The organism is Micromonospora sp. DT229 (genome assembly GCF_049844505.1).
In the GTDB taxonomy this organism is placed as follows: Bacteria; Actinomycetota; Actinomycetes; order Mycobacteriales; family Micromonosporaceae; genus Micromonospora.
In genome coordinates, this window is the sequence record NZ_JBNCLD010000001.1 from 365,116 (window position 1) to 384,764 (window position 19,649).

General features: G+C 71.1%; 14 protein-coding genes. 5 read left to right on the forward strand and 9 right to left on the reverse strand.

The features are described from left to right. Positions 1-6: 6 nt before the first annotated feature. Entirely contained in the window at positions 7-2,298 is a 2,292-nt protein-coding gene (gene treY / locus ACLQ2T_RS01790) for a malto-oligosyltrehalose synthase (protein WP_425764218.1), read from the reverse strand. A gap of 1 nt (position 2,299) precedes the next feature. Continuing rightward, a complete protein-coding gene (glgX, locus tag ACLQ2T_RS01795; protein ID WP_425764219.1) occupies positions 2,300-4,417 on the reverse strand; it encodes a glycogen debranching protein GlgX in 2,118 nt (705 codons plus the stop codon). Positions 4,418-4,810: 393 nt separating this feature from the next. On the opposite strand from glgX, the gene ACLQ2T_RS01800 reads away from it, so the two are divergent. The 4 genes from ACLQ2T_RS01800 to ACLQ2T_RS01815 all read left to right on the forward strand — a co-directional run bounded on the left by ACLQ2T_RS01800 (position 4,811) and on the right by ACLQ2T_RS01815 (position 10,594). Next, positions 4,811-6,214 carry a glycosyltransferase family 4 protein gene (locus ACLQ2T_RS01800; protein WP_425764220.1) on the forward strand — a complete coding sequence of 468 codons (1,404 nt, stop codon included), beginning with the start codon at positions 4,811-4,813 and terminating at the stop codon, positions 6,212-6,214. A 677-nt stretch (positions 6,215-6,891) separates the two neighbouring features. Next, positions 6,892-7,548: a response regulator transcription factor gene (locus ACLQ2T_RS01805; protein ID WP_425764221.1), complete on the forward strand. Its 657-nt coding sequence runs from the start codon at positions 6,892-6,894 to the stop codon at positions 7,546-7,548. A gap of 269 nt (positions 7,549-7,817) precedes the next feature. Further along, positions 7,818-9,836, forward strand: coding sequence for a M14 family metallopeptidase (locus tag ACLQ2T_RS01810; protein WP_425764222.1), 2,019 nt, complete (start codon positions 7,818-7,820; stop codon positions 9,834-9,836). An 89-nt stretch (positions 9,837-9,925) separates the two neighbouring features. Beyond that, entirely contained in the window at positions 9,926-10,594 is a 669-nt protein-coding gene (locus tag ACLQ2T_RS01815; protein ID WP_425764223.1) for a fasciclin domain-containing protein, read from the forward strand. A 143-nt stretch (positions 10,595-10,737) separates the two neighbouring features. Here the strand turns inward: ACLQ2T_RS01815 and ACLQ2T_RS01820 are convergent, their stop codons facing one another. The 4 genes from ACLQ2T_RS01820 to ACLQ2T_RS01835 form a co-directional block, all read right to left on the reverse strand. Further along, positions 10,738-12,021: a citrate synthase gene (locus ACLQ2T_RS01820; protein WP_425764224.1), complete on the reverse strand. Its 1,284-nt coding sequence runs from the start codon at positions 12,019-12,021 to the stop codon at positions 10,738-10,740. Positions 12,022-12,269: 248 nt separating this feature from the next. Then, positions 12,270-14,300 (reverse strand): sulfatase-like hydrolase/transferase, encoded by a 2,031-nt coding sequence (locus tag ACLQ2T_RS01825; protein WP_425764225.1) that lies wholly within the window; start codon positions 14,298-14,300, stop codon positions 12,270-12,272. Beyond that, positions 14,293-15,774, reverse strand: coding sequence for a class I SAM-dependent methyltransferase (locus tag ACLQ2T_RS01830; protein WP_425764226.1), 1,482 nt, complete (start codon positions 15,772-15,774; stop codon positions 14,293-14,295). Before ACLQ2T_RS01830 ends, ACLQ2T_RS01825 begins: the two co-directional genes overlap by 8 nt. A 5-nt stretch (positions 15,775-15,779) precedes the next feature. After that, positions 15,780-15,929: a hypothetical protein gene (locus ACLQ2T_RS01835; RefSeq protein WP_013734425.1), complete on the reverse strand. Its 150-nt coding sequence runs from the start codon at positions 15,927-15,929 to the stop codon at positions 15,780-15,782. Positions 15,930-16,117: 188 nt separating this feature from the next. Here ACLQ2T_RS01835 and ACLQ2T_RS01840 point away from each other — a divergent pair, with 188 nt between their 5' ends. Continuing rightward, positions 16,118-16,522 (forward strand): VOC family protein, encoded by a 405-nt coding sequence (locus ACLQ2T_RS01840; RefSeq protein WP_425764227.1) that lies wholly within the window; start codon positions 16,118-16,120, stop codon positions 16,520-16,522. 43 nt (positions 16,523-16,565) lie between these two features. Here ACLQ2T_RS01840 and ACLQ2T_RS01845 read toward each other — a convergent pair whose 3' ends face one another. The 3 genes from ACLQ2T_RS01845 to ACLQ2T_RS01855 all read right to left on the reverse strand — a co-directional run bounded on the left by ACLQ2T_RS01845 (position 16,566) and on the right by ACLQ2T_RS01855 (position 19,578). Then, positions 16,566-17,285 (reverse strand): helix-turn-helix domain-containing protein, encoded by a 720-nt coding sequence (locus ACLQ2T_RS01845; RefSeq protein ID WP_425764228.1) that lies wholly within the window; start codon positions 17,283-17,285, stop codon positions 16,566-16,568. Between the two features lie 89 nt (positions 17,286-17,374). After that, positions 17,375-18,814 (reverse strand): HAMP domain-containing sensor histidine kinase, encoded by a 1,440-nt coding sequence (locus ACLQ2T_RS01850; RefSeq protein ID WP_425764414.1) that lies wholly within the window; start codon positions 18,812-18,814, stop codon positions 17,375-17,377. A 17-nt stretch (positions 18,815-18,831) separates the two neighbouring features. After that, positions 18,832-19,578 carry a response regulator transcription factor gene (locus ACLQ2T_RS01855; protein WP_425764229.1) on the reverse strand — a complete coding sequence of 249 codons (747 nt, stop codon included), beginning with the start codon at positions 19,576-19,578 and terminating at the stop codon, positions 18,832-18,834. Positions 19,579-19,649: the final 71 nt, after the last annotated feature.

Consider the following 19,649-nt stretch of genomic DNA (forward strand, 5'->3'; position numbering starts at 1 on the left):
CCCGGGTCAGGTGGTGGGCACCAGCAGAGCGACGGGATATGTGGCCAACAGGTCCGCGAGCCGGACCCGTCCATCACTGTAGACCTGACCCGTGAACAGGCAGGACATCTGATTAACGGGCAATGACAGGGTGGTGTCGCGCCAGCCCCCCTCGGCGACCAGCCGTAGCGGCAGGCGGGTGGCCACCGCTACCGCGCCGCCCCGGTCGAAGGCCACGGCGTGCCGGGCGGCCGGGCCGTGCACGAGCATCGGCTGGTAGTCGCCGAACAGCTCCGGACGGTCCCGGCGGGCCCGCAGGGTGCGGGACACCACGAGCAGCTTGGCCGCGCCGGTGTCGTCCACCGCCGGCCGCCAGCCGGCGTCGAGCCGGGCCAGCAGTTCCCGGCGTACGCCGAAATCGACCGGGCGGCGGTTGTCCGGGTCGACCAGGGAGTTGTCCCACAATTCGGTGCCCTGGTAGGTGTCCGGCACCCCGGGCATGGCGAGTTGGATCAGCTTCTGACCCAGCGAGTTGGACCAGCCGGCCGGGGTGATCTCGGTGGCGAAGGCGGCCAGTTCGCAACTGACGGCCGGGTCGTCGTACATGGCGTCGACCAGGGCGTGCATGGCCTGCTCGAAGGCCGGGTCGGGGTCGGTCCACCCGGTCGAGGCCGCGGCCTCCCGAGCGGCCTTCTCGGCGTACGCGTGCAGGCGCTCGCGTCCGACGGGCCAGGCACCGACGGCGGTCTGCCACAGCAGGTGGGCCAGGGCGGTGTCCGGCAGCGGCACGGCCGCCATCCAGCCGGTGACCAGGTGTGCCCAGCGCTGCGGCAGCTCGGCCAGGACGGCCAGCCGGGCCCGAACGTCCTCGCCGCGTTTGGTGTCGTGGGTCGACAGGGTGGTCATGCTGGTCGGCCAGCGGTCGTGCCGGGCGACGGCGAAGCGGTGGAACCGGCCGGGCAGGGTGCCGAAGTGGGTGGGGCTGCCACCGACCTCGTTGAGGGCCACGAACCGGCTCCACCGGTAGTAGGCGGTGTCCTCCACCCCCTTGGCCATCACCGCGCCGGTGAACTGGGGGAAGCGGCGGGCCAGTTCGTCGTCGGGGTCGCGCAGCCGCCGGGTGACCGCGTCCAGGGCCCCGGTCAGGTCGGTGCGGCGGCGGCCCGCTTCGGCGCGGGCGTTGGCCAGGTGGCGTACCCCGTCGGGCGGGTAGCCGCGGTAGACCGGGAAGGCGGCGGCCAACTCGGCCAGGGCGGCGCGGGCGGCGTCGGCGTCCACCTCGGGGGCGAGGGCGGCCAGTCGGGTCAGCTCGGCGGCGAGCAGTCGGGTGGCGGCGCCGAGTTTGGTGTCGTGGGTCAGGTCGGCCCAGGAGGTGGCCCGGCCGGTCAGTCGGGTGTCCAGGGCGGTGAAGTCGGCTTCGGCGTCGCCGTCGACGAAGAGTCCGCAGACCGCCGCCAGGGCGTCGTAGCCGGTGGTGCCGTCGACCGGCCAGCCGGGCAGTTCCTCGCCGTACTCCAGGATCTTCTCCACGATCAGCCAGACCTCGGGGGCGGCCTCCCGTAGCCGGGCCAGGTAGGCGGCGGGGTCGCGCAGCCCGTCGGGGTGGTCCACACGGATGCCGTCGATCTCACCGGCCGTCGCCCAGGCCAGGATCAGCTCGTGGGTGGCGGCGAACACCGCCGGATCCTCCACCCGCAGCCCGGCCAGGCTGGAGACGGCGAAGAACCGGCGGTACGTCAGCTCGGCATCGCCGCGCCGCCAGGAGACCAGCTCGTAGTGCTGCCGGTCGTGGACCTGGCGAGGGCTGCCGTCACCGGTGCCGTCGGCGATCGGGAACCGGTGCTCGTGGTAGCGCAGTTCCCCGTCGACGACGGCGAGATCGTCCAGCGCGTCGGGGCTCTCGGCCAGCACCGGCAGCAGCAGCCGGCCCCGCGCCCAGTCGATGTCGAACCAGTCGGCGTACGCCGAGTCGCGTCCCCGACGCAGCACGTCCCACCAGGCCGGGTTGGCGGTAGGTACGGCTACCCCGACATGGTTGGGCACGATGTCCACGACCAGGCCGAGCCCGACGGACCGCAGCGCCCGCAGCAGCCGTTGCCGGGCGGGTTCGCCCCCGAGTTCCGGGTTGACCTGGCGGTGGTCGACCACGTCGTAGCCGTGGGTGCTGCCCGGGGCGGCGGTCAGCAGCGGCGCACTGTAGAGGTGGGTGACGCCGAGGTCGGCCAGGTAGCCGGCGAGCCCGGCGGTGGCGTCCAGGTCGAAGTCGGGGCGCACCTGCACCCGGTAGGTGGCGCCGACCGGTCGAGGGGTTTCGGGCATGTCAGGCGACCCTCTCCAGCACCACCAGGGACCGGTCCGGTACGCAGATCGTGCCGCCGGCCTCGACGGTGGTGCCCTTGTCCTGGTCAGGTTCGGCGGTGCTGATGACCAACTCCCACCGTTGGCCGAACTCGGCCGGTGGTGGGGTGAAGTCCAGTGGCGCGTCGTGGGCGTTGAAGCAGAGCCAGAAGGAGGTGTCGTGGTGGCGTTGGCCGTACTGGCCGCGTTCCCGGATGCCGTCGCCGTTGACGAACAGGGCCACCGAGCGGCCGAAGTCGTTGCCCCAGTCCTGGCCGGTCATCTCCCGCCCGTCGGGGGTGTACCAGGCCAGGTCGGGCAGGGGTTCGTCGGCTCCCCGGCCGCGTACCGGCAGGCCGGTGAAGAAGCGGCGGCGTTGGAACACCTGGTGTCGGCGGCGGAAGGCGACCAGTCGGCGGGTGAAGTCGAGCAGGTCGTGGTCGATGTCGTCCCAGTCGACCCAGGCCAGTTCGCTGTCCTGGCAGTAGGCGTTGTTGTTGCCGCGCTGGGTGCGGCCCAACTCGTCGCCGTGGCCGATCATCGGCACCCCCTGGGACAGCAGCAGGGTGGCGATGAAGTTGCGCCGCTGCTTGGCGCGCAGGGCCAGCACCCCGGGGTCGGCGGTGTCGCCCTCGACCCCGCAGTTCCAGGACCGGTTGTGGCTCTCCCCGTCCCGGTTGTCCTCGCCGTTGGCCTCGTTGTGCTTGTCGTTGTACGACACCAGGTCGGCCAGGGTGAACCCGTCGTGGCAGGTGACGAAGTTGATGCTGTGGAAGGGGCGACGCCCGTCGTCCTGGTAGAGGTCGGCGGAGCCGCAGATGCGGGAGGCGAACTCGGCCAGGGTGGCCGGTTCACCGCGCCAGAAATCGCGAACGGTGTCCCGGTACTTGCCGTTCCACTCCGTCCACTGCGGCGGGAAGTTGCCCACCTGGTAGCCGCCGGGGCCGACGTCCCACGGCTCGGCGATCAGTTTGACCCGGCCGACCACCGGGTCCTGCTGCACCACCTCGAAGAAGGTGGAGAGCCGGTCCACCTCGTAGAACTCGCGGGCCAGGGTGGCGGCCAGGTCGAAGCGGAACCCGTCGACATGCATCTCGGTAACCCAGTACCGCAGCGAATCCATGATCAGTTGCAGGGAGTGCGGGCTGCGCACGTTCAGGCTGTTGCCGGTGCCGGTGTAGTCGACGTAGTAGCGCCGATCGGATTCGCTCAGCCGGTAGTAGCTGGGATTGTCGACCCCCTTGAAGCTCAGCGTCGGGCCCAGGTGGTTGCCCTCGGCGGTGTGGTTGTAGACCACGTCGAGGATGACCTCGATGCCGGCGGCGTGCAGGGCCTTCACCATGCCCCGGAACTCCTGTACCTGCTGGCCCAGGTGGCCCAGGGCGGAGTAGCCGTGGTGCGGGGCGAAGAAGCCGATGGTGTTGTAGCCCCAGTAGTTGCGCAGCCCCAGGTCGGTCAGGCGGTGGTCGTGGACGAACTGGTGCACCGGCATCAACTCGATGGCGGTCACGCCCAGCCGGGTCAGGTGCTCGATCATCGGGGGTGAGGCGATGCCGGCGTAGGTGCCGCGCAGTTCCTGCGGGATGCCGGGCAGCCGCATGGTCAAGCCGCGTACGTGCGCCTCGTAGATGACCGAGCGGTGGTACGGGATGCGCGGCGGGGCGTCGTTACCCCAGTCGAAGTACGGGTTCACCACCACCGACTTCGGCATGAACGGCGCCGAGTCGGTCTCGCTCATCCGCTCCGGGTCACCGTGGGTGTAGTCGTAGACCGCCGGGTCCCACTGCACGTCGGAGTCGATCGCCTTGGCGTACGGGTCGATGAGCAGCTTGTGCGGGTTGCAGCGCAGCCCGTTCGCGGGGTCGTACGGGCCGTGCACCCGGTAGCCGTACCGCTGCCCCGGTCCCAGCCCCGGGATGTAGGCGTGCCAGACGTACGCGTCGACCTCGCGTAGTTCTACCCGGCGCTCATGGCCGACGTCCCACTCGTCGAAGAGGCAGAGCTCGATCCGCTCGGCGACCTCGGAGAAGATCGCGAAGTTGGTGCCCATCCCGTCGTAGGTCGCCCCGAGGGGGTACCGCTCGCCCGGCCAGACCTGCATGTCGCTCCTTAGGCAAGAAACATGAGCGCGCCCGCATCATGAACACACCCGTCCGGGTGCCGGCGGATGCGCGCCGGCGTAATGCCCCGCCCGGTCGGTCACCAATCCATCCGATCGGATGAATGCCTGGTGGCCACCCGACTGACCTTCGGTCGATCCGCACGGTGCCGTCAGTCACTGTGACCGTCCTCAAGGTGCGGAATCGGCAGAGATGACGTTTGCTTGTTGCGGGCTGTGTCGTCCACGCCGGAGATCTCGTCGATCTGCCGGCCGATGGTCGGTCTTGCCTCGATCCTCGCACTGCCGGACGCGTCTGCGCGTGTCCAAAACCCACAGTTGTTCCTCGCCGCCACCGAAGTCGGCGCGTCCCTCCCTGCACGGACGGAGACTGATGTGACGACCCTGCGGATCGGCGGGCGTACCGCCACCGCCACGGACCGGTCCCACCGGCCCACCCGCACCTCACGAGCCCAGTTCCCGGCCCAGCCCGGCCCGGCCACACCGCCGCGCGGCCACCGCATCCTGATGCTGTCCTGGGAGTTCCCGCCGGTGCTCGTGGGTGGACTGGGTCGGCATGTGCACGCCCTGTCGGTGGCCCTGGTCGCCGCCGGGCACGAGGTCACCGTCGTCACCCGTCACGCCGAGGGCGCACCGCTGGAGGAGTACGTCGACGGGGTCCGGGTGGTCCGCGCCGCCGAGGACCCGGTGACCTTTCCGCTGGCCACCGAGAGCCTGCTGGCCTGGACGATGGCGTTCAACCACACCCTCACCCGCGCCGCCCTGCGGGCCGCGCAGATCGGCGGGTACGACGTCATCCACGCCCACGACTGGCTGGTCGCGCACACCGCGATGACCCTGCGCGAGCACCTCGACCTGCCGCTGGTCAGCACCATCCACGCCACCGAGGCGGGCCGGCACCAGGGTTGGTTGCCCGAGGAGATGAACCGCACCATCCACGGTGTCGAGCAGTGGATCAGCACCGAGTCGACCCGGGTGGTGGTCTGCTCCGGCTACATGCGCGAGGAGGTGACCGGGCTGTTCGGGGTGCCGGCCGGTCGGGTCGACGTGGTGCCCAACGGGGTGGAGCCGCACCGCTGGCGGGTGCCGGCCAGCGCGGTGGCGCAGGCCCGGGCCCGGTTCGCCGGGGAGGGTCCGCTGGTCACCTTCGCCGGTCGACTGGTGTACGAGAAGGGGGTGCAGCACCTGCTCGCCGGGCTGCCCCGGCTGCGGGAGCGGCACCCGGGTCTGCGCGCGGTGATCGTCGGTGACGGCCCCTACCGGGGCGAGTTGGAGGCCGACGTGCACCGGCTCGGCCTGGCCGACACGGTCAGCCTGCCCGGCTTCCTCGGCGGCACGGACCTGCCGGCGGTGATGGCCGCCTCGGACTGCTTCGTGGTGCCCAGCATCTACGAGCCGTTCGGCATGGTCGCGTTGGAGGGGGCCGCCGCCGGTGCGCCACTCGCGGTCGCCGAGACCGGCGGGCTCGCCGAGATCGTCGAGCCGGGTGTCACCGGAGTGACCTTCCGTCCACACGACCCGCAGGCGTTGACCGACGCCGTGCACACCCTGCTCGCCGACACCGAGCACGCCCGGGCACTGGCCCGACGTGCCCGGGCCATGGTGCACGAGCAGTACGGCTGGGCGGCCATCGCCAGCCGCACCGCCTCCGCGTACGCCTCGGCGATCGCCCAGGCCCCGACTGTCGCCGCCGAACGCGCAGCGCAGCAGATGGCCTACGGTCGGCCACGCCTGTCCGTCCCGGAGGGCAACCTGCTCGCCGCCGCCGGCCTGCGCTGACCCCCGCCCGCCGGTCATCGCCCCCGGGGTTCCTGCCTCCGCCGCGCCGCGTGCCGGCGACCCGGCGACGTCGCTGCCTGCGGCGTCGCCGGCCGTGGCGGTCGCCGTCTCCGGCGGCGCCGGCCGTGGCGGTCGCCGTCTCCGGCGGCGCCGGCCGTGGGGGTCGCCGTCTCCGGCGGCGCCGGCCGTGGCGGTCGCCGAGGGTGGGGTGCTGTCCGTGCGACAACGGAGGGTGACGCTGCGGAGCGTGATGTGACGGTCGCCAGTAGCCACTCCCCTGACTCCCCCTTTGCTCTGCTTCAATCCACGCAACGGCCCTTGAACTGCATGGATGCGACGGACGGGCGGTTGCGGTGGCGCGACCACCAACACGATCGGTTACCTGTGCGTGGGTTGAAGCAGAGCAAAGGGGACGGAGGTGGGAGGGCTGGGCGGCGGCACTGGTACGGACCGTAACGGTCGTCAGGGCTGGGGCGGGGTGCAGCCACTGCACGGGTGTCGATGCCCCGGTTGCGAGCAGGGCGCGGTCAGCGGCGGCTCGTTGGCCGTAGGGCCGGCCTCGGGTCCGTTCGGGTAGCCGAATCTACCGTTACGATCTTGTATCCGCACTGGTCAACGGCCGTTCACATCCGACAGACTCGCGTACATCCAGCGGGGGCGGGTCGAGGAGGATGCAAGTGCGGGTGCTCCTGGTGGAAGACGATCTGCGCGTGTCGGCGGGGCTAGCCTCGGCGCTGCGACGGCGGGGGCACGAGGTGGTGCAGGCGCTCACGGCCGCCGAGGCGGCGGAGGCGGAGCCGGTCGATCTCATTCTGCTCGACATGAACCTGCCCGACCGGGACGGTCTGGAGGTGTGCCGGCGCATCCGTCAGCACAACGAGGAGGTCGCGATCATCGCGGTCACCGCCCGGGCCGAGGAACACGACCGGGTGGCCGGGTTGCGCGCCGGCGCCGACGACTACGTGGTGAAGCCGTTCTCGATGGTGGAGTTGCAGGCCCGCATCGACGCGGTGATGCGCCGGACCAGCCGTACCGTGCGGGCCACGACCGCCCTTCAGGTGGGTCCGCTGCGCATCGATGTCGACGCCCGCCGGGTCTGGATCGACAAGCGTGAGATCCCGCTGTCCCGCAAGGAGTTCGATCTGCTGGTGGCGCTGGCCCGGCAGGCCGGCACGGTGGTGCCCCGGGACCGGTTGCAGTTGGAGGTGTGGCAGACCACCTGGGCGACCCGGCACAACCTGGACGTCCATGTGGCCGCCCTGCGGGGCAAGTTGGCCGACGCCGGACTGGTGGAAACCGTACGGGGGGTCGGATATCGGTTGCGGGTCGACTGAGCCGAGGATGGGCCGCTGCCGCCAACCTCAGATCATCCTCAAGATTCCCAGTTCCCTACCCCGCGATCGACCCACGGCGGGTGTGCTGTTCGGCACCCAGCCATACCTCCTGTTTGGAGATCCTTTTGAGATACAGACGGACAAGGGCCGGTGTCTTCTCCAGCCTGCTCGTCGCCGTTCTCGCGGTGACGGCGTTGCCCGCCCAGGCGCACGGCCAGTCGGCCGGCACCGCCGTTCAGACGCAGGCGGAGCCGAACCAGGTTCAGAACGTGAGCGTTGTCCAAGGTGACGGTTACGCCACTCTGGCCTGGACCCACGTCGACGGAGCCACCGACTACCAGATCGAGCGCACGCCGGTCGCCGAGGATGGCACCGCCACCGGCGCCGGCGTGATCGTCGGCGTCTGGCGGCCGAACCGCCAGATCAACAACGACAAGCCGACCTTCGCCGACGCCGGGTTCGCCCCCGGTGACCGCTTCCAGTGGCGGGTCCGCGCGCGCTTCGGCACCGAGGCGCAGCCATACTCGGCCGCCGTCGTCGGCACCACCAAGCCGCACTGGGGCGACCCGAACATCCCGGGTCAGAACCTGCGGACCCAGTGGGAGGAAACCCTCGGTGCGCAGTACACCAGCGACGTCAACGAGTACGCGTACACCGCGGCCGTCGACGAGCTGAGCGACCGGGTACGCGTGACGGAGATCGGCCGTACCGTCCACAACCGGCCGATCAACATGTTCATCATCGGCTACCCGAAGGCGCCGGCGACCCCGGCGGCCGTGGCCGCGACGAACCCGCTGGTCGTCAACTGCAACGTGCACGGCAACGAGCCGGGCGACCGTGAGGCGTGCCTGATCATGGCCCGCCAGCTGGCCTTCACCAAGGACCCGGCCACGCTCAAGCTGCTGTCGAAGACCACCATGCTGATCGTGCCGACCCTCAACGGGGACGGCCGGGCGGCCAACAGCCGGGGTAACTCCACCGGTCAGGACCTCAACCGGGACCACTCGCTGATCCGTCAGCCGGAGACCCAGGCCTTCATGGCCATGGTCCGCGACTACCGGCCGATCGCCGGCTACGACGGCCACGAGTACGGCAACGCCAACACCGGTGACCTGCCGATGCTGTCGCCGCGGCACGCCAACGTCGCGCAGGGCATCTTCGACCAGTCGCAGGACATGATCGAAGGCCACATGTACACCGAGGGCGCCAAGGACGGCTGGTGGGCCTGCCCGTACGGCTGCACCCCCGGCGCCAACGTCGGCCTGGGCCAGGAGACCATCCTGCGCAACACCCTCGGCCTGAAGAACGTGGTCAACTCTCTGCTGGAGCTGCGTAGCTCCGGTGGCCCCACCCGGCCGAACGAGAGCAACACCGCCAACAACCGTCGGCGCAAGACCTACTCGGGGCTCTGGACCTTCAACCAGTTCCTCCAGTACCACGTGGGCAGCCTGACTGACATCACCAAGGCTCGCGCCGAGGCGATCAAGTTCCAGTCCTCGAACAGCGGCCCGATCGTTCTCGAGGGTTCCCGGGAGATCAAGGCGTACCCCGCCCCGCACCCGGGTGAGGCTCCGCCGCCGGTCGACGCGCCGCGCGAGGAGAACATCCTCAAGCACGCGCCGTGTGCGTACAAGCTCACCGAGGAGCAGTACAACGGTGCCCGCACCGACGGCCCGGGCAGCCAGGGCGCCACGGTGGCCCAGCGGCTCGCCGCCCACGGCTGGAAGGTCATCAAGACCGCCGGCGGTTACATCGTTCCGCTGTCCCAGCCGGAGCGGGGTCTGGTGCCGCTGCTGCTCGACGAGCAGGCCGTCGCCGGCCTGGTCGCCGGTGAGCGGATCATGCCGACCGTGACCGGTACCCGCAATGGTGCCCTGACGGTCTCCGGTGTCACCTGCATCGCCGACGCCACCGTCCGCGGTGCGATCACGGTGAAGCGGGGCGCCACCCTGATCGCCACCGGCAGCACGATCAACGGTCTGGTCCACGCCGACCGCGCGGCCGGGTTCGTGCTGACCGGCAGCACGGTCAAGGCGATGGTCAACGTGCTCAACACCGACGGTCCGGTCATCATGGTCGGCAACAAGATCAGCGGTTCGGTGCTGCTGCACGGCACCAAGGCCAGCGGCCCGGCCAACGTCGCCAACGGCGTCGTCGGGGCCCCCCTGGTGGCGGGTAACACCCTCACCGGTCTGCTGACCTGCACCAGCAACGCCGTCAACCCGGTGAACCTGGAGGTCGCGAACACGGTTCGGGGTCTCAAGATCGGCCAGTGCGCTCGCCTCTGAGTCGCTGACCTCGAACCGGTAACAGACGTACCGGCAGGCTGGTTCCGCGCCCAGCCTGCCGGTACACCAAATGTGGAGTGGAGAACACCGTGACCGACGTCTTCCTCGAGACCATGAGGCCGACACCACGGCGAGCCCGAAAGGCCGGCCCGGCCGCCGGGGTGGCCCTGGCAGCGCTGCTGGCGGTCACGGGATGTTCCGGTGGTGACGCGACGGACGGGAACGGGATCACGCCCGTCGCGTTCACCGTCACCGGACCACTCTGCGCCGAACTGCCGGCGGGCACCGAGCCGGGGAACCCGGAGTCGCTCGCCGGCCTGCCCGCCGACCAGGCCGTGCAGTGGATTCCCGTGTTGACCACCTTCGACGCGGCGATCCGGGCCACCGGCCTGGCCGGCGAGCTGACCGGGGTGACCGTGCTGGCGCCCACCGACGACGCGTTCGCGGAGAAGTTCTCCCGGACCAACCTCGACGAGCTGCTGCTGCACGACACGGACGAACTGCGTGAACTGCTGCGGGAACATCTGCTGACCACCCCGATGTCGGTCGCCGAGATGGTCGCCGCCGGCACCGTGAAGACCGTCGCCGAAGGCGAACTCACCGTCACCGCCCAGGGTGCGGGGGCCCGGTTCGGCACCGAGGCGGAAACGCTGTGCGCCGACTACCAGGCGACGAACGCCCGGATCCACGTCATCGACCACGTCCTCGGCTCCCTGCCCACCACGGCCGGTGGCGAGGACGATCATCCGTACCACTAGCCCGCGGGGCACAACCCCCTCCTCGCGGACCACGACGGCCGCCGACCCCGGATAGGGGCGGCGGCCGTCGTGTTGTGTCGTCGCTTGTTAAGCAGGGGCCCCTTCTCTACGCCAGGCGTTAAGAAGGGGCCCTTCCTTACCGGTCAGCGGTTGTCGAGCGGGAGGTAGTCGCGCTCGGCGGCGCCGGTGTAGACCTGGCGCGGCCGACCGATCTTGGTCTCCGGGTCGTTGATCATCTCGCGCCACTGGGCGATCCAGCCGGGCAGCCGGCCCAGGGCGAACAGCACGGTGAACATCTTCGTCGGGAAGCCCATGGCCTTGTAGATCAGGCCGGTGTAGAAGTCCACGTTCGGGTAGAGGCGCCGGGAGACGAAGAAGTCGTCGGCCAGGGCGATCTCCTCCAGCTGCATCGCGATGTCCAGCAGCGGGTCGGGCTTGGCCATCCGGCCGAGCACGTCCTGGGCCGCCTTCTTCACGATCGCGGCCCGCGGGTCGTAGTTCTTGTAGACCCGGTGACCGAAGCCCATCAGCTTGACGCCGTCCTGCTTGTCCTTGACCTTGCGGACGAAGGACTGCACGTCACCACCGTCGGCCTGGATGCGCTCCAGCATCTCCAGCACCGCCTGGTTGGCCCCGCCGTGCAGCGGGCCGAACAGGGCGTTCACCCCGGCGGAGACCGAGGCGAACAGGTTGGCGTTGCTGGAACCGACCAGGCGTACGGTCGAGGTGGAGCAGTTCTGCTCGTGGTCGGCGTGCAGGATGAAGAGCATGTCCAGCACCCGGGCCATCACCGGGTCGACCTCGTACGGCTCGGCCGGCACCCCGAAGGTCATCCGCAGGAAGTTCTCCACGTAGCCCAGGGAGTTCTCCGGGTACAGCAGCGGCTGCCCGATGGACTTCTTGTAGGCGTACGAGGCGATGGTCGGGACCTTCGCCATCAGCCGCACGGTGGACATCTCCACGTGCTGGGCGTCGAAGGGGTCCAGGCTGTCCTGGTAGAAGGTGGAGATGGCGCTCACCGCCGAGGAGAGCACCGCCATCGGGTGGGCGTCCCGGGGGAAGCCGTCGAAGAACCGGCGCATCTCCTCGTGCAGCAGCGAGTGCCGCCGGATCCGCTCACTGAACTCGGTAAGCTGCGTGCTGGTCGGCAGCTCACCGTAGATCAGCAGGTAGGAGACCTCCAGGAAGGAGCTCTTCTCGGCCAGCTGCTCGATCGGGTAACCCCGATAACGCAGGATGCCCGCATCCCCGTCGATGTAGGTGATCGCGGACGAGCAGGCGGCGGTGTTGACGAAACCGGGGTCGTACGTCGTCAGTCCGGTTTCCTTCAGGAGCTTGCCCACACCGATGCCGGCGGGGCCCTCGACCGCGGAATGTACCGGCATCGACAGCTGCCCGCCGGAGTGATCGAGCTTGACTTCCGTCATGTGTTTCCTCGCTTCGCCGGCAGATCTACGTTGAATTGCCTTCGCTTCTACCGTAATTGCGGTTGCGACAACACCGCTCGCCGTGGTTCTGCGGTGAGGTATGCGTCACCCGTTTCCCGAGCAGCCGGCAGGGAAACCCCGACGATCGGGACAGAAAGGAACGCAGAGCGCCTCTGAGACGGAAATCGGCGGCCTGGAAAACACTGCGCGAGGACTCAGTCAAGACCCGTTTGGCCAGCTCCGACGGTTCAGGAGATGGCGAGCTGCCGGAGAGTACCGGCCGGTTCGACCAGGTACAAATCCAGCCGATTCGCCCCGGCCTGGAAAAATCGGTCGTCGGCGAGCAGGGCGGCGAAGCGCCGACCTCCCGGATCGGGGGCGACCACCGGCACCACCGAGGCGACCGTGCCGTTGACGGCCACCGCCAGCAGGGTGCCGTCGGGGACCTCTTCGGGCAGGGTGCCCCAGATCAGCGCCGGCAGTTCGCCGCTGTCCGGGTCGACCGCCCGGAAGCCGTCCTGACCGGCCAGGCGGACGGTGCCGCCCATCGGGGCCTCGCCCACGGTGGTACCGACCAACGGATGCGGGGCCGGCGGGGGCAGGGGGGCCGGCACCCCTGCGCTCAGGGTGATCGGTTCGGCCGGCTGGTCGTAGAACACCTTGCCGGCCTCGGCGCGCGGCGCCTGACGGGCGGAGCGGCCGTCCACCGACCAGGGCAGCGAGATGGCGGCCTCCTCGGCGACCGTGGGCAGCAGGTCGACATGCTCCCAGTTGCGGTCGTCGACCCGGCCGGTGCGCTGCCCCGGGGTCTTGAGGAACATCGGTACCCAGGCCACCTCGTTCGGGGCGGCCCGGATCGAGTCCAGGCCCCGCCCCTGCACCCCCTTGGTGAAGCTGACCCCGTGGTCGGCGGTGACCACCACCAGGGCCTGATCCCACAGGCCGCTCTCGCGCAGCTTCCGCAGGGTCTCGCCGATCAACCGGTCGGTGTAGCCGAGCTGCGCCAGGTGACGGGCCCGGGCCAGGTCCACCCAGCCCTCGCCCTCGTTGGGGAACTCCTTCGGAGCGTGGTAGCGGGCGCCGGAGGGCAGGTACGCCCACGGCGAGTGCGGCATCAGCAGGTGCAGGAAGTGCAGCGTGGGGCGGGGAGCCGGGGCCAGGCCGTTGAGGAAGCTGGTGAACCGGGCCGGCTGGTGCACGTTCAGGCTGTCCCAGCGGAACTTCGGATCGTCCGGCACCGGCTCGGCGGAGTCGATGCCCACTTCCTCGGCGGTGCGTTCCCGGTAGGAGTTCTCCGGGTCGATCCGGCTGTCCCGCGCAGCGGTCACCTGACCCAGCAACCGACCGGTCTCCCGGACCAGGACCCCGAGGCCCTGCTCCGGTGTGACCGGCTGCTCGCAGCGGCTGGGCGGGCAGAGCCGGGTGATGCTCTCCTCGGCGCGGATGTCGTACAGGCCGCCGAAGGCGGTGAACAGGTTGTCCGGGTAGTGCGAGTAGTGCGGAGCGTTCGGCTGGGCCGGGTAGCGGCCGGTCAGCATGGCCGGCAGCGCGTACGGGGTCCAACCGCTCACCCCGGTCGCGTTGCGGTACCAGGTGGAGGCGCCGGCCAACTCGGCGAAGTGCGGGAACCGCGCGGCGTCGATGCCGCCGTCCGGGCCGAGCAGGGAGACCAACGGCAGCTCGTCGAGGACCAGCATGACCACCGGCGGGTGCAGGTTGCCGGTGGCGGTGCCGGCCACTCCGCCCTCGCCGCGAGGCAACACCACCGGCCCGGTCGGGGAGGCGAACAGGAACAGACCCACGAAGATCAGCGGACCGAGACCGGCCACCCGCAGCACCCGGCCCGGGACCCGCCAGCGGCGGTGGGCGTACGCCCCGGCGGCACCGGTCACACCGGCCAGCACCAGCAGGGGTACCCCCCGCAGGGGGGTCAACTGCCGGCCGACCTGCACCGCCAGGGCGGCGACCAGCAGGCCCACCAGCACGGAGTGGGTCGCCGTGCGCACCCTCGGGCCGAACACCCCACTGATCAGGCCGAGCAGCCCGACCGCCACCGTGGGCAGCACCGCGATCAGGGCCACCAGCAGCAGGATCTCCCGCCGGTCGGCGCGGTGGAACAGGAAGAAGTCCGGGCTGCGACCGAGCACGTCCAGCAGCGGCTGGGTGATCACCAGGCCGAGCAGCGCCGCGACCTCCACCACCCGACCGACCTCGGTCCGCCAGCCGCCCCACCCCCACCACCGGCGGGCCCGCGCCTCGGTGTCGGGCTGGTCAGCCACCCAGGGCCACCTGGTACAGGGTGCGGGTGCCCGAGGGCAGTTCCAGCCGGTCGGTGACGGTGCCGTGCCCGGCCAGCAGGGCCTCGAAGGCCTCCCGCCGGTAGTCCGGGAAGAGACCGTCGGGTTTGTTGGCCAGCAGTCGGCGGGCCATCGGGTCCTGCGGGTGGACGAACTCCACCACCAGCCGCCCACCGGGGGCGGCCAGGGCGGTCAGGCACTCCACCACCTGCGGCAACGGCACGTTACGGCCGATCGCCAGGTGGTGCACCAGGGCCAGGGCCAGGACGGTGTCCGCGCCGGTGCGGGCGGCGAAGGAGGCCCGTTCGACACCGCGCCAGCCGCCGCCGGGCGACGGATCGGCCAGATCCATCACCAGCGGCAGCACCCGACGCTCCCCCTCGTCCCGCAGGGTGCGGTAGAGCCGGTCCACCACGGCCGGATCCTGTTCCACCGCTACGACGTAGTCGGCGTGTGCGGCGGCGATCCGGGAGTACCGGCCGTCGTTGGCGCCCAGGTCGAGCACGAGTCGCCGCCGGGTGGCACCGGCCAGGGCAGCCGTGACGAACCCTTCCTTGGCCGCCCGGTCGGCCTCGGAGTAGCCACAGGTGCGCTGGTAGTCCACCCAGTGACTGGTCGGCGGCGGGTAATCCAGGCGGCGGACCAGCTTCTCCAGCCCACGTACGGTGGCCAGGGCCAGTTCCCGGCTGTACCCGGCGTCGCGCAGTTGGACGCGGACGTCCCTGGTGGTCCGGGCGGCGTTGCGCCGTTGCACGCTGCCGTGCAGGTGCACATGGGTGAGCACCCCGGGCAGCAGGCGGCGCACCCCACGGAACAGCCGGCCCATCTCATCCGGTGCGATGCCGTCGACCTGGGCGCGCAGCCACGGCTGGAAGTCGACCCCCAGGTGGGCGGTGAGCAGCAGCGGGTAGAGCAGGGTCTGGCAGAACTGCCGGTAGCCGGCCCAGGGCTCCCCCTCGACCAGCGGGGCGAACGATCCCACGTCGATGAAGACCGGTTGGGTGCCCCGCCATTGCAGGTTGTACGCCGAACCGTCCTTGGTGGTGAAGCCCGCCGACAGGGCCGCCCGGAGGATCTCCAGGTGCAGCAGGGCGGCGTCACGCAGCATCGTGACGGACCACTCGTAGGGGTGGGAGACGAACGGGATGCGTTCGTGTCGCAGTACGGCCGCCCACCCCTGGGGGGCGCTCGCCGTCGGCATCTCCTCGGTGCCGCAGACCTTGCCGGCGGCCATCAGGGCCGGGAAGAAGTCACTGCCGCGCAGGGCCCGCCAGTGTCCGGCCGCGGTCTCGTCGAGCCCGCGCAGCACCTGTTCGCCGGCGTGGAAGACCTGGTTGGCCGGGTCCCGGAAGGAACCGGGCTCGACCCGCAGCTCGGTGCCGGACAGCCCCGAGGCGGCGGTGCCGGGTCGGTCGGTGTCGGACGGTGCCAGGTGGTGCAGGTGCGGGAGCGCCATGCCGGTCAGCTCTGGTCGGTGGGCTGACGGCGGAACCGGCTGACCAGTCTGCGCCAGTAGAGCTTGGCAGCCACCGCGACCCCGGCGACCCCACCGACCACCGCCTGCACGATCAGGCTGCCGGATCCCGCGTCCAGGTAGGCCAAGTGGTTCACCGACCGCTCCTTTCCCTCGCCGTGTCGAATCGCCACCCCGACCAGGAAGCTGACATTAAGGATTTATCTGGTCGAGCCGGACTTCTGCCACCGTACGCCGAGCTTCGCCGCCCTGTCGGGCAGAACGCCCACATCCCCTGTCCGTTTCGTTCAAGACGGTGACCACCGCTCGGCCGTAGCCTGCGGCCATGACCCCAGAACTGGATCTCATCGGCATCGTCAGCACGGACCTGGCCCGCAGTCTCGCCTTCTACCGCCAGCTGGGCCTCGACATCCCACCCGAGGCGGAGCGGGAACCCCATGTGGAGGTACGGCTGCCCGGCGGTCTCCGCCTGGCCTGGGACGACCTGGCCACCATCCGCTCCTTCGATCCGGACTGGACTCCCCCGGTCGGTGGCGCGCGGGTCGCCCTGGCCTTCCGCTGTGCCGACCCCGCCGAGGTGGACCGCTGGTACGCCGAACTCACCGCCGCCGGGGCCCACGGTCACCGCCCGCCCTGGGACGCGGTGTGGGGGCAGCGCTACGCCGTCGTGCACGACCCGGACGGCAACGCCGTCGACCTCTTCGCCCCACTCCCCTCACCCGAGGGGTGAGGAGTGACCCTGCCGCGCCCGAGGGATGCGGGTGGGGCCCGGTTCAGGCGGTGAGCAGCACCCTGGGCGCCACACCGGCCAGGGCCTGTACCTCCCGGGTCAGGTGCGCCTGGTCGGCGTAGCCGGCCCGGGTGGCCACCTCGGCCAGGGACACCCCGGACCGGGCCAGGGCCAGGGCCCGGCGCATCCGCAGAATCCGGGCCAGGGTCTTCGGGCCGTACCCGTACAGGTGTCGGCTGCGTCGGAGCAGGCTGCGCGAGTCCAGGCCGACCCGGGTGGCAGTCTCGGCCACCGTGGCCCCGGCGGCCAGGGCGGCGGACACCCGCCGGCCCAGCGGATCCGGCCCACCGCTGGCCCGCAGTCGCCGCACCGCCTCCGCCACCAGGACCGCGCCGACCCTGCCAGGATCCAGGGCGCCGAGGCCGGCGGCGGCGTCGGCGGCCTGGTCGGCCAGGGCCCTGGTCGCTCTGGCACCCCAGAGGTCGGCGAGGGGCACCCGCCGGTCCCGCAGTTCCACGGCCGGGACCCCGAACACGGTAGGACCTACCCCGGGCGGCAGGCGCAGCCCGACCCAGTCCTCGGCCGGCGCGCTCTCGCTGAGGTAGGCGGTCCGGTCCGGCCCGGCGACCAGCAGCCCGGCCCGGCTGGACCAGAGCAGATCCAGGCAGCCGTCGGGAAGCACCCGCACGGGTCGCGGCTGTGCCGGGGCGGTGATGCTCCACAACACTGCGCCGGCCATCCCGGCCGGACCTTCCCGGTACACGTCGTCAGTCTGCCCCGCCGCCACGACATCGGCCGTACGCCCCGCCCACCCGGGCGTGGGCCGATGACCGGCCGGCGGTGCGGGAGCGGCTATCCGCCGTCCACGGTCGGGTTCGGCAGCCGGACGGTGAACACCGTACGGCCGGGTCGGCTGTCCAGGGCGACACTGCCCTGGTGGGCCGCCACCACGGCGGCGACGATGGCCAGCCCCAGGCCGGTGCTGCCGTGGGTACGGGAGCGGGAACTGTCCCCCCGGGCGAATCGCTCGAACACCTCGGCCTGTAGTTCGGCCGGAATGCCGGGGCCGTCGTCGGTGACGCGGAGTTCGGCGACCTCGCCGACCAGCCGCAGGCCGGTGGTGACAGTGCTGCCCGGTGGGGTGTGCACCCGGGCGTTGGCCAGCAGGTTCGTCAGCACCTGGTGCAGCCGGGCGGGATCACCGGGTACCCGGATGACCTGGTCGGGCAGGTCGAGCTGCCAGCGGTGGTCCGGGCCGGCGACATGCGCGTCGCCGACCGCGTCGATGACCAGGGCGGTGAGGTCGACCGACTCGACCGCCAGGGGGCGGCCGGAGTCCAGCCGGGCCAGCAGCAGCAGGTCGTCGACGAGGTTGGTCATCCGGGTGCTCTCCGACTCGACCCGGCGCAGGGCGTGGGCCACGTCGGCCGGTACCCGGTCGTGGCCTCGGCGGGCCACCTCGGCGTAACCCCGGATCGCGGCCAGCGGGGTACGCAGTTCGTGGCTGGCGTCCGCGACGAACTGGCGTACCCGGGTCTCGCTGGCCTGGCGGGCGGCGAGGGCGGCGGCGACATGCCCGAGCATCCGGTTGAGGGCGGCACCGACCTGCCCGACCTCGGTACGCGGATCGGTGTCGGCGGCCGGCACCCGCTCGGAGAGGGCCACCTCACCGCGGTCCAGCCGCAGTTCGCTGACCCTACCGGCGGTGGCGGCCACCCTACGCAGCGGACGCAGGGTGGCCCGGACGATCACCGTGGCGGCGGTACCGGCGACGAGCAGCCCGACGGCGGTGATCCCGGCCTGGGCCAGCACCAGCCACCCCACGGTCTCCTGGACCCCGGCCAGCGGAATCCCGAGCACCCGTACCGTGCCGGTGGTGGTGCTGCGGGCGACCAGCCGGTAGCTGCCCCGGTCGCCCAGGTCGCGGCTGTGCGCGCGACCGTCGGCGGGCACCGTGGCCAGGGCGGCCACCTCCTCGACCGGTACCGCCTGCTCCTGCCGGTCGGCCAGGGTCCACGCCTCGGTGACCTGCCCGTCGACGATCCGGGCGTTGATGGTGCCGGGCGGGAATCCGCGCGGCACCCGCACCTCGGACCAGGACGGGGTGCCCGGTCCGGGTTCCCACGACGGCCCGCCGCGCATACCGGTCATCGGCAGCAGTTGCTCGTCCACCCGGGAGATCAGGAACGCCCGCAGCGCCGCCGTGGTGATCCCGCCGATGGCCAGACTGACCACGGCCAGCAGGGCCACCAGGGTGACCACCAGTCGGGTGCGCAGGGACCAGCCGGCCAGCCAGCGCCGCAGCACCCTCACTCCGCCGGTTTGAGCAGATATCCGGCACCCCGCAGGGTGTGGATCATCGGCTGCCGACCGGCGTCGATTTTCTTGCGCAGGTACGAGATGTACAGCTCGACCACATTGGCCTGGCCGCCGAAGTCGTAGTTCCACACCCGGTCGAGGATCTGCGCCTTGCTCAACACCCGACGGGGGTTGCGCATCAGGTACCGCAGCAGCTCGAACTCGGTGGCGGTCAGAGTGATCAGTTGGCCGCCCCGGCGTACCTCGTGGCTGTCCTCGTCCAGGGTCAGGTCCCCGACGGTCAGCACGGCCTCCTGCCGGGCGGTGACGGCGAAGCCGGAGCGGCGCAGCAGGGCCCGCAGCCGGGCGATCACCTCCTCCAGGCTGAACGGCTTGGTCACATAGTCGTCCCCGCCCACGGTCAGCCCGGCGATGCGCTCCTCCACCGCGTCCCGGGCGGTCAGGAAGAGCACCGGCACGGTCGGGTCGTCCTCGCGCAGCCTGCGGAGCACCTCGAGACCGTCGAAGTCCGGCAGCATCACGTCGAGTATCACGGCGTCGGGCTGGAACTGTCGGGCCAGTCGGAGGGCACCCGTGCCGTCCCCGGCCGTCCGCACCTGCCAGCCCTCGTAGCGCAGGGCCATCGACAGCAGGTCGGTGAGGGTGGCCTCGTCGTCGACCACCAGCACCCGGACGGGCTCGCCATCGGGCCGGCACAACTGCATCCGGCCCGGCCCGATCTCCCTCTCGGTCACCATGGCCTCATCGTGGTCCGGCACGCGGGAGACGACCTGTGCGGATCCTGTGGGCCGGCTGTGGGTACCAAGGA